Origin of the sequence: Aliiruegeria lutimaris, from assembly GCF_900099935.1 — a bacterium.
GTDB classification, from domain to species: Bacteria; Pseudomonadota; Alphaproteobacteria; order Rhodobacterales; family Rhodobacteraceae; genus Tropicimonas; species Tropicimonas lutimaris.
In genome coordinates, this window is sequence record NZ_FNEK01000025.1 from 67,453 (window position 1) to 76,794 (window position 9,342).

The following is a 9,342-nucleotide window of genomic DNA, read 5'->3' on the forward strand; positions in this document are numbered from 1 at the left end:
GGCGATACGGATGTGAGTGTTGGAACGGGGTCAGAGGCGGAACAGGCCGCGTTGGCCGAAGAGCGCCGAGACTTCGTGGTCGGGCAGGTCGTGATAGGCGGTGACGCGCTCGACCTTTTCGCTGTTGCCGAAAACGAATGGCGTGCGGGCATGCAGCTCACTGGCCTTCTGGGCCATGATCGCGTCGCAGCCATCGGTGGCAGCCCCGCCCGCCTGTTCGATCAGGAACGCGATCGGCGCGCATTCATAAACCATGCGCAGGCGACCGCGTTCGTAGCCCTTGCGGTTATCGGTCGGGTAAAGAAAGATACCGCCCCGGCTCAGGATGCGGTGGGTTTCGGCCACGAGCGAGGCCACCCAACGCATGTTGAAATTCTTGCCGCGCGGGCCCTCTATCCCGGCCAGGCAATCGTCGATATAGGCGCGGATGGGCTTGGACCAGTGGCGGTAATTCGAGGCGTTGATGGCAAACTCGCTGGAACCTTCGGGAATGGTCTTGGCCGCGTCGAGCAGGCGGAACCTGTCGCTTTCAGGGTCCAGCACATATTGCTGCACGCCCTTGCCAAAGGTCAGCATCATCTGGCTCTGGGGGCCGTAGATCACGTAGCCCGCGGCGATCTGTTCGCTGGCCGGCCGTAACACGCTCGCATTGGCGTCGTCCTTGGCCTCGTAGATCGAGAAGATCGTGCCGATGGAGACGTTCACGTCGATATTCGAGGAGCCGTCCAGCGGGTCGATGGCGACCACGTAGCGCCCGTCCGGGTCCATCGCTTCGACATGGTCGCGCTCCTCGGAGGCATACCAACGCACGCCCGTTCCCGTCAGCGCTGTCGCAAAGGCCTCGTCGGCCAGCACGTCCAGCGCCTTTTGTGCATCGCCATCGGTGTTCTCGCCCACCTCGTGGCCGAGGGACTGGCCGAGCGCGCCGCGCCGGATCGTAAAGGACAGGTTCCGCGCCACCCGCGCCAACGCATCAAGAGGCGCGCGCAGATCTTCCGGGACCTGGGTCGTGTCGATTGAACTGGCTATCTCCAACATCGCGGCCTCCCCTCCAACGTTTCAGGAACAGCTTTCATATTCAATTTTTTGAGTTATAAGTGAATTTAAAAGATCAGAAGTAACGTTTCAAAAAATATAATGCACCGCCTGAACGCCCTGACTTTCAAACAACTGCGTGCCCTGCGCGCGGTAACCGAGTTGCGCTCTATCAGCAGGGCCGCCGAAGAACTTGGCCTGACTCCGCCCGCGGTTCACAGCCAACTCAAGGCGCTGGAAGAGAATTTTACCTGCGCCATGCTGCACAGGACGGGGCCGGAAGCCTTTGCGCCCACACCGGAAGGGGCGGCGTTGCTCGTTGCTTTCGACAAGGCGGACGCAAGCCTTCGGCAGGCCGTGTACATGATCGAGGCGCTCCGCAGCGGCAAGGCGGGCACGGTTGTTTTGGGCGTGGTCAGCACGGCGAAGTATTTCGCCCCGGAACTGGTTGCGCGGTTGAAGCGGGAACTGCCCGAGGTCGATGTCAAGCTGAAGGTGGGCAACCGCGGGGAGATCCTGTCGGGCCTCGAAGACCGGGCCTTCGACCTTGCCCTGATGGGGCGGCCGCCCCGCAACCCGCCGGTTTCGGCCACGGCGATTGGCCCGAACCCGCATCTTCTCGTTGCTGCCGCCGATCATCCGCTGGCCGGGCGCGAGAGTGTTTCGGCCGAGGAGATCCTGGCTGAGCCCTTTCTTGCGCGCGAATACGGCTCGGGAACGCGGGTGCTCAGCGAACGGTTCCTGTATGGCCTCGATGCCGGCGATCCGGCGGAAGTGATCGAGATGTCGTCCAACGAGACCATCAAGCAATCGGTGATCGCGGGGCTCGGAATTGCGATCCTTTCCCAGCATACGATTACCGAGGAGCTGCATTCGGGGCGGCTGGTGGCCCTGCGCACGCCGAATATGCCCATCGTGCGCAAATGGTTCCTGCTCTACCCGGCCGACCGGCCGCCTTCGGGGGCTGCGGGCGAGGTCCATGACCGGATCCTGGCGTTGGTTGAACCGATCTTCGCGCGCACGCTCAGTTGAGGGGCGCCGCCGGTCCGCACGCTTGAGAATGCGATGCGACCTGCTAGCATCGGCCTGCCGCGCCGAGGAGGCCGCGCGGCGCACAAGGGGGAGGCGCATCGATGATCATTGCTCTGGTTCAGATTCCGCTCGACGGACCCCGACGGACACGGGAGGTAGTGATCGCCCAATCGCTCGAGTCCACGAAGATTTTTCACGAGGTGAAGGGGCTGCGCCGCAAATATTACCTCGACAGCGAGGCCGGCGGCGGCGGGGTCTACGAGTTTGCCACCCGCGCGGATGCCGAAGCGTGGTTCAACGAAGGCTGGGCAGACTGGATGGAGGGACGTTTCGGCGTGCGTCCGGTGCTGACCCTTTTCGACAACCCGGTCGTGCTCGACAACGTGGCCGGCGAGGTCAGGGTGGACGGCAAGCCGGTTACGCCGCCTTGGGGTGCGACGTGATAGCTGGCCGAACCGCTTCCACCCGCGGAAATGCGGGCGGAAGCGGCAGGTTTTCCCAGACCGCATGCACGGTCCGGGCGAGGGAAGCGAGAGATCAGACGGTGACGAGAATATTCCGGAAGGACCACGGGTTCTGCCGGTCCAGTTCCTCGGGGAACAGCGAAAGCCTGTCCTTGAGCGGCGTCCAGTCGGTGAAATAGCCCTTTACCGGCCCGAGATAGGGCAGTTGCACCCCGAGGCAGAAGCGGAAGTCCATCTCGTCGGTTTCGACGATGCCGGCCTTCGGGTTGGCGAGCGCCCAGGCCATTCCGGCCAGCACCGCCGAAGTGACCTGCAGGCCGGTCGCGTTCTGCTGCGGTGCAAGCGCCCGGGTTTCGCCGATGGAAAGCTGCGAGCCGTACCAGTAGGCATTCCGGCGGTGGCCATAAAGCAGCACGCCAAGCTCATCGACGCCATCGACGATGTTGCTCTCGTCGAGAACCTGCATCTCCGGCTGCGCGGTGCCACCATTGCCGAACATCTCGTGCAACGACAATACGGCGAGGTTGGCGGGGTGATAGGCGTAGTGACAGGTCGGCCGATAGGCGACAGCGCCCTCGGCATCCCGGACCGTGAAAAAATCCGCTATCGAGATCGACTCGTTATGGGTCACCAGAAAGCCGTATTGCGGCCCCGGGGTCGGGCACCAGCTGCGCACGCGGGTCGCGGCGCCGGGCTGTTCGAGATAGATCGCCGCCTGGCAGCCTTCCTCATAGCCCTTCGCATTGGCGGGCATCCAGGTCTCGCTGGTGCCCCAACCGAGCTCGGCCGGCTGCAACCCCTCCGAGATGAAACCCTCGACCGACCAGGTGTTGACGAAGACATTCGACGGTTTGGGCGCGTCGGAGCGCTGCGTATCGCGCTCCGCGATGTGGATGCCTTTCACGCCGACGCGCTGCATGAGCCGCGCCCAGCCATCGCGGTCATTCGCGGCGGGCTCGTCGATATCGGCACCGACGGCTTCGGCAACGTCCAGAAGCGCCTGCTTGACGAACCACGACACCATGCCCGGATTCGCGCCGCAGCAGGACACCGCCGTCGTGCCGCCGGGATTGGCCGCCTTTTCCGCCCGGACGGTTTCACGCAGGGCGTAGTTGGTGCGCGCGGCATTCCCGGCCGTCTCGTCGAAATAAAAGCCCGGCCAGGGCTCAATCACGGTGTCGATATAGAGCACGCCAAGTTCACGACAGAGTTTCATCAGGTCGAGCGAAGAGGTGTCCACCGAGAGGTTCACGCAGAATCCCTGCCCCTCGCCCGCTGTAAGGTAGGGCGCGAGCAACTCGCGATAGTTGCGGCGCGTTAGCTCCGCCTTTACGAAGCGGTAGCCGCGATTCTCGACCAGGGCACGGTCCTTGTCCACGGGATCGATCACGACCAGCCGTTTGGGGTCGAAATTAAAATGGCGTTCGATCAAGGGCAATGTGCCGCGACCGATGGAGCCAAAACCGATCATCACCACGGGGCCGGTAATCGTGCCATGGTTGGGGTATGTCTTCTCTGTCATCCGTTGCTGTGGCCACTGGCAAAGCCGGGCCGCTCCTTTCTGTCGAGTGTGGTTTCCATCAGGCGGCCCGGGACGCGGTTGCGCGCTCGGGGACAGCCTGTGTGATGCTTGGGCCGCAGGGGCGCAGAACCCCGTGGGCATGATCGAGCGCGCCCGGCTCCAGTGGCAGACCCAGCAGCCGGTGGCGTTCGAACGGACCGGGCATATGCAGCCGGCGCGCGTGGCGGGCATGAAAGCCGAAACGCTCGTAATAGGGCGGGTCGCCCACCAGGACGATGGCGCGACAATCCTGCATGCGCAGCGTCGCCAGGGCCGAGAGCATGAGCGCGGCGCCCACGCCGAACCCCTGCTGCGCCGGGTCGACGGCGAGCGGGCCGAGCATAACGGCCCTGCTGAGGCCACCGGCCCGCACATGCCAAAGCCGTACCGTGCCCACGAGGCCGCCGGGCATCTCGGCGACAAGGGACAGCGCGGGCAGACGCCCTTCGCGCAGCCGTTCAGAGCTGCGCGAGAAGCGAATTGCGCCCATCGTGGTGTCCAGCAGCGCCTCGCGCGCCGGCGCGTCGGAGGGTTGCTCGGCGCGGATGACGAGTTCCACCGCGGCCGCTCTGGCCGCGAAGTCCCGCGCCATCAAAGGATGACCGATCGCAGCGGCGGGAAGCCGTTGAAGGCCTGCGCCGAATAGGTCGTTGTATAAGCGCCGGTTCCCTCGATCAGGATCTCGTCGCCCACGGTCAGCGTGAGGGGCATCGGGTAGTGGTTCTTTTCGTAGAGCACATCGGCGCTGTCGCAGGTCGGCCCGGCGAGGATACAGGGCGCCATCTCGTCGTGGTCTCGTCGCGAGCGGATCTTGTAGCGGATCGCCTCGTCCATGGTCTCGGCCAGTCCGCCGAACTTGCCGATGTCGAGATAGACCCAGCGGACATCGAACTCGACATCCTTGGTCGAGACCAGCACCACTTCGGCACGAATCGTACCGGCGGAGCCCACCATGCCACGGCCCGGCTCGATGATGGTCAGCGGCAGCGCGTTGCCGAAATGCTTGATCAGCGCGCCGTGGATCGCCTCGCCATAGGCTTCGGTCGCCGGCACGTCGCGCAGGTAGCGCGTCGGGAAGCCGCCGCCAAGATTGACCATCTGCAGGTACACGTTTTGCTGGGCCATTGCGTCGAAGACCCAGGCGGCCTCCGCCAGCGCTTTGTCCCAGGCATCGAGATTGGTCTGCTGCGAGCCGACATGGAAGGACACGCCGTAGGGCTCGAGCCCGAGATCGCGCGCCGTGCCCAGCACGTGCGGCGCCATCGTGGTGGCACAGCCGAACTTGCGCGACAGCGGCCATTCGGCGCCCTCGCCATCACAGAGGATCCGGCAGAAGACCCGCGCGCCGGGGGCTGCGCGCGCCACTTTATCGACCTCGGCCACCGCATCGACGGCGAAGAGGCGAATACCGGCATCGAAGGCACGCGCGATGTCGCGCTCCTTCTTGATGGTGTTGCCAAAGGAGATGCGGTCCGGCGTGGCACCGGCGGCCAGCGCCATCTCGATTTCCTGCATCGAGGCGCAGTCGAAGGAGGAGCCGAGTTTGGCCAGCAGCGACAGGATCTGCGGCGCGGGGTTGGCCTTCACAGCGTAGAAGATGCGCGTGTCCGGCAGCGCATGGGCATAGGACAGGTAGTTTTCGCGCACGACTTCGGTGTCGACGATCAGGCAGGGCTCGTCGAACTGGTTCGCGTTGATGTAATCGGCGATGCGGGCGGACGTCATTGGGGCCTCTCCATCCAGACAAGGGTTTGAACCCGGCCAGCCCCTTCGCGGTGACGCGGGCCGTGGACGCGCCGCGAAACGGATCGAGAAGCCGACCGGACCCGGCGCCGCAGAACTGCGAAACCGGCGCGATCAAGCGCTGTCTTGGATTGGAACGGTAATCCCGTCCGCACGTCCGACAACAAAGGTGTGCCGCTTTGAGGCTGACTTTGGACACCAGCGCAGGCAAAGGGCCCTACCGTCGTTGCTTCAAGGCGCCCGGCGAGACATCCAACCTTCCCGCCTCGATATGCCTGGACATATCGATGTACCGTCGACCTAACCCGCCACCCGCCTGCGTCTTCCGCAGACTTGACCGACTTCGAAGTATCGAGTCGATCCGACGTCTGGACCGTGGGCGCCCACAGGCACGTTCGACCTTGGGCTGAGCGCGCACTTACCGCAATTCCGACGTTTTGCAATACAAAAAGAAAAGCTGCCGCGAAGATTTTCCGCAGGGTGTTCGGACGCATCTTACTGGTGGGGTTTCTGTCCGTGGCCGGAGTTTTTTCGGGTTCGAAAACGGCATGAGCGGCAACCTCGCCGCGGCCCGATGCAGACCTTCTGCGGGCATGTCTGCGTGGCCCGAACGGACAACGGGTACATGGCCAAAACGGATCGGTCAGTGCCCCCTGCGGTGCCGTTTGGGGCTGCCATGTGGGAGCGCCGAGGGGCGGCCTTGGCTGATCAGGGCTCCGGACAGCCGACCGATCGCGTTCCCGAAAAGCGGTCAGCCGGGATGAAACCCTGTCCGCCCTCCTTCCCGGAACGCCTTCGAAATTGGAGCGGCCCGAGCGGCAGCCTAATTCACCGGTTCGAAGTCGCCCGGTTTCCAACTCTTGTCGAACCAAGGCTCAAGCGGGCCGTAGAGCCTAAGCAGGACGTTGAAACCCTTTCCGGGCATTGTCTGAACCCAGTTTGCCTCCTGCCCTTCCGAAGCTGCGGGCCCGAACCAGACGGTAACGGAGCCGTCCGACTCCACTTTCAGTGACTTGTCGGTGCTATCCACGCCCGCCAGCTTTTGCTGCGTTTCGAGTATCGAGCGTGTCTGGTTGTCGTAGACGACAAAGGACCAGAACTCCTTGGCCGGAACCGGGCCGGGCAGCGTAACCTTGTAGGTCTTGCCGCCGTCGAGCACGTCTCCGTTCGCATCTCGAACCAAGGCTGCGTAGGACGAGCCGGAGCCAACCTTCGCCTCCGCCATCGCCGGAGTGATGCCGGTTGCGTAGTAAAAGAACATGGTCCGGGCGTCGAGAAGCCGTTCGGCCCCGTCGAGGAACTCGTAGCTTCCGCCGATGAACGCGGTGAACCACTTGCGGTCCGGATAGAAATAGGCGTCCGGATCGCGGGGATCGAAGAGGAAAGCCCGCGCGGTTGCGTTCCCCACGGCCACCGCATCTGTCAGGATCGCTTTCATCCGGTCGTCGGGCGCGAATTCCTGGCCTTTACGAATGCCGATGGAGGCGAAGAGGCCAACGGTATCGGGATCGACCCAGTCGGCGGGTTCCTTCTGCACGACCTCGTTCAACTCCTCGAAAAAGCTGAAGTCGTTCGCGCTGATCGTGTTGAACTGAACGCCAGAGGTGTTGACGAACTCGGTCTTTGGAGGCTCTTCCGTCCCGGTCGTAGCGGCGTGTTGATAGAGTTTCGTGCCCTGTTTCACGTGGTCTACGGCCGCAGCGACGTCCCCATCCTTCACAAAGGCCCGGAAGAAGAACAGGAGCGTGTTCGTCCGTGGTGTCTGGACAAAATAGCCGTCGGTCGGGGGCGTCCCCTTGTAACCCGGGGGCAGGAAGAGGTACTTGCCGCCTTTGCCGGTATCCGGCCCCGTGAGGCCGACATCGGTTACCCACCGGAAATCCGCGTCGTCCACAGGTCCGAGGACGCCCGACGGCACCTCGAGGACCATCGGCCCTTCGGTCAGATCCAGGCAGGCGAAGCCGTAGACCGTCGTCGTATTCGGGGTGAGGAACAGCGAGTGCGCGTTCATCAGATCCTCGGTGATCCCGACGCCCCCATTGGGTTTGATGCCGATGCTCTCGAGCCCGTTGCACGCGGTCCGGACGGAGGTGGCGGAAATGCCGGTCAGGAAAGTGTCGACGCCTCGCATGAAGTCAAGGTTGTCATAGATGGTCTGCACGGTGTTTGCGTCAGGGGCGCCGTTCTCGAAGGCAAGCGTCCCTATCCGTGTTTTGACGCTGTCGGGGGTCGTGATTTTTGCGGGCACATCCGCCGAGTAGGTTTGAGGTGTCTGAGCGAGCGCCACTGTGCCGAGGAGCGTGAGTACCCCTGCGGCTGCTAAATGCGCGACAGAATGTTTCATCGAAATTCCTCCATAAAGGCATTGCTGGTTGCCTTTAGGGCAGACGTTACGCCGTTTCCTGACGAAAAAGGGATATTCTTCCGCGTCACGTTCGCTCAGGTCGGATGTCAGATCTCGTGCCATGTCATTGGCACCACCCGATGCACCATCGGGCTGGCCTAGGAGAAGGAAAAGACGGTTCAGCGAGAGAGGGGCCCAGTCCCCGGGCGGAACCCTGCGTGGTCCTTGCACAGAAACCAAGCGGTGCCTGTCGAAGGACTGAACGAGTAATCCATGCGCCAACCCCGGCGCTTTCGGCTGTTCCACAGAGGCCTCTGACGGTCTTCGGGAGGTCGCCGCAGTAGTGCGCGTAATCCTGCCGGAGGCGGTTGCTTTTGCCGTAAATAATTGGTTTTTATGTAGTTTATTGGAGTGGCGCCCCCTGCAGGACGCCGACAATCCCCGGAAAACAACAGCTTCCACGATAAACCCTGTGAGCACAGCGGTATTGAAACTCATGAGGAATTTTCAGCGGCGGTAAACTCTCAACCTCGCACGAAGAACCCCGGCGCAGCGAAATCTGCGACCGGGGTTCAGGGGGTATGGGTGTGAGTAATGGGCCCCAATTTGGACACAATAGCACAGATTTATCCGATTTGGAGTCCAAATGGAAACAATCGGCTGACCAAACCGAACCACCCGTGGACCAACGGCCAAGTCGAGCGGATGAACCGCACGATCAAGGACACCACCGTCAAGCGGTACCACTACGATAGCCACGATCAGCTACGCGGCCATCTCGCCGACTTCCTCGATGCCTAAAACTTTGCGCGTCGTCTCAAGACTCTCAGCGGGCTCACGCCGTAAGAATACATATGCAAGATATGGACTTCACAGCAACATCGATTCATCGTCGACCCGATCCACCAGATGCCGGGACTGAACACCTTATGTGTCTGAATCCTGCTAAAGGTTCCCCGTCGCCGCTCCCGGCCAGGACCGGCGACGGGGTGGGATACAGCGCTAAACACCTTGTGGCCTGACCACGTTCCCTAGCAGGCTGATCCCGCCTCTCTTCACCGTCTCGAACAGTTGACGGCGGCCCGTTCTGCGGGACCGCGAAGCATAAGGAAGAGAGAGTGACATGGTAGCTGAGACCACCGTCCTCGGGATAGATGTATCGC

General features: G+C 62.8%; 7 protein-coding genes and 1 pseudogene. 3 read left to right on the top strand and 5 right to left on the bottom strand.

Translation table 11 applies throughout. From position 1 onward, the window contains the following. Positions 1-30 precede the first annotated feature (30 nt). A complete protein-coding gene (locus tag BLR85_RS13430; RefSeq protein ID WP_425284481.1) occupies positions 31-1,029 on the bottom strand; it encodes a class 1 fructose-bisphosphatase in 999 nt (332 codons plus the stop codon). Positions 1,030-1,137: 108 nt separating this feature from the next. Between BLR85_RS13430 and BLR85_RS13435 the strand changes: the two genes are divergently transcribed. Next, positions 1,138-2,067, top strand: a complete 930-nt coding sequence (locus BLR85_RS13435) for a LysR family transcriptional regulator (protein WP_093156740.1) — start codon at positions 1,138-1,140, stop codon at positions 2,065-2,067. A gap of 101 nt (positions 2,068-2,168) precedes the next feature. Next, positions 2,169-2,510 carry a hypothetical protein gene (locus BLR85_RS13440; protein ID WP_093156743.1) on the top strand — a complete coding sequence of 114 codons (342 nt, stop codon included), beginning with the start codon at positions 2,169-2,171 and terminating at the stop codon, positions 2,508-2,510. A gap of 94 nt (positions 2,511-2,604) precedes the next feature. Here BLR85_RS13440 and BLR85_RS13445 read toward each other — a convergent pair whose 3' ends face one another. The 4 genes from BLR85_RS13445 to BLR85_RS13460 all read right to left on the bottom strand — a co-directional run bounded on the left by BLR85_RS13445 (position 2,605) and on the right by BLR85_RS13460 (position 8,179). Then, the gene (locus tag BLR85_RS13445) at positions 2,605-4,053 is read right to left on the bottom strand and encodes a homospermidine synthase (protein WP_093156748.1); all 1,449 of its coding nucleotides are present in this window, start codon (positions 4,051-4,053) and stop codon (positions 2,605-2,607) included. A 58-nt stretch (positions 4,054-4,111) separates the two neighbouring features. Continuing rightward, entirely contained in the window at positions 4,112-4,651 is a 540-nt protein-coding gene (locus BLR85_RS13450) for a GNAT family N-acetyltransferase (protein WP_212635090.1), read from the bottom strand. 32 nt (positions 4,652-4,683) lie between these two features. Further along, on the bottom strand, positions 4,684-5,817 hold the full coding sequence (locus tag BLR85_RS13455) for a type III PLP-dependent enzyme (protein ID WP_093156754.1): 1,134 nt from the start codon (positions 5,815-5,817) through the stop codon (positions 4,684-4,686). Positions 5,818-6,658: 841 nt separating this feature from the next. Next, positions 6,659-8,179: a DUF1254 domain-containing protein gene (locus tag BLR85_RS13460; protein WP_093156756.1), complete on the bottom strand. Its 1,521-nt coding sequence runs from the start codon at positions 8,177-8,179 to the stop codon at positions 6,659-6,661. A 654-nt stretch (positions 8,180-8,833) separates the two neighbouring features. Here BLR85_RS13460 and BLR85_RS13465 point away from each other — a divergent pair. Next, positions 8,834-9,118, top strand: a pseudogene (locus BLR85_RS13465) (integrase core domain-containing protein); the annotation flags it as partial. Positions 9,119-9,342 lie beyond the last annotated feature (224 nt).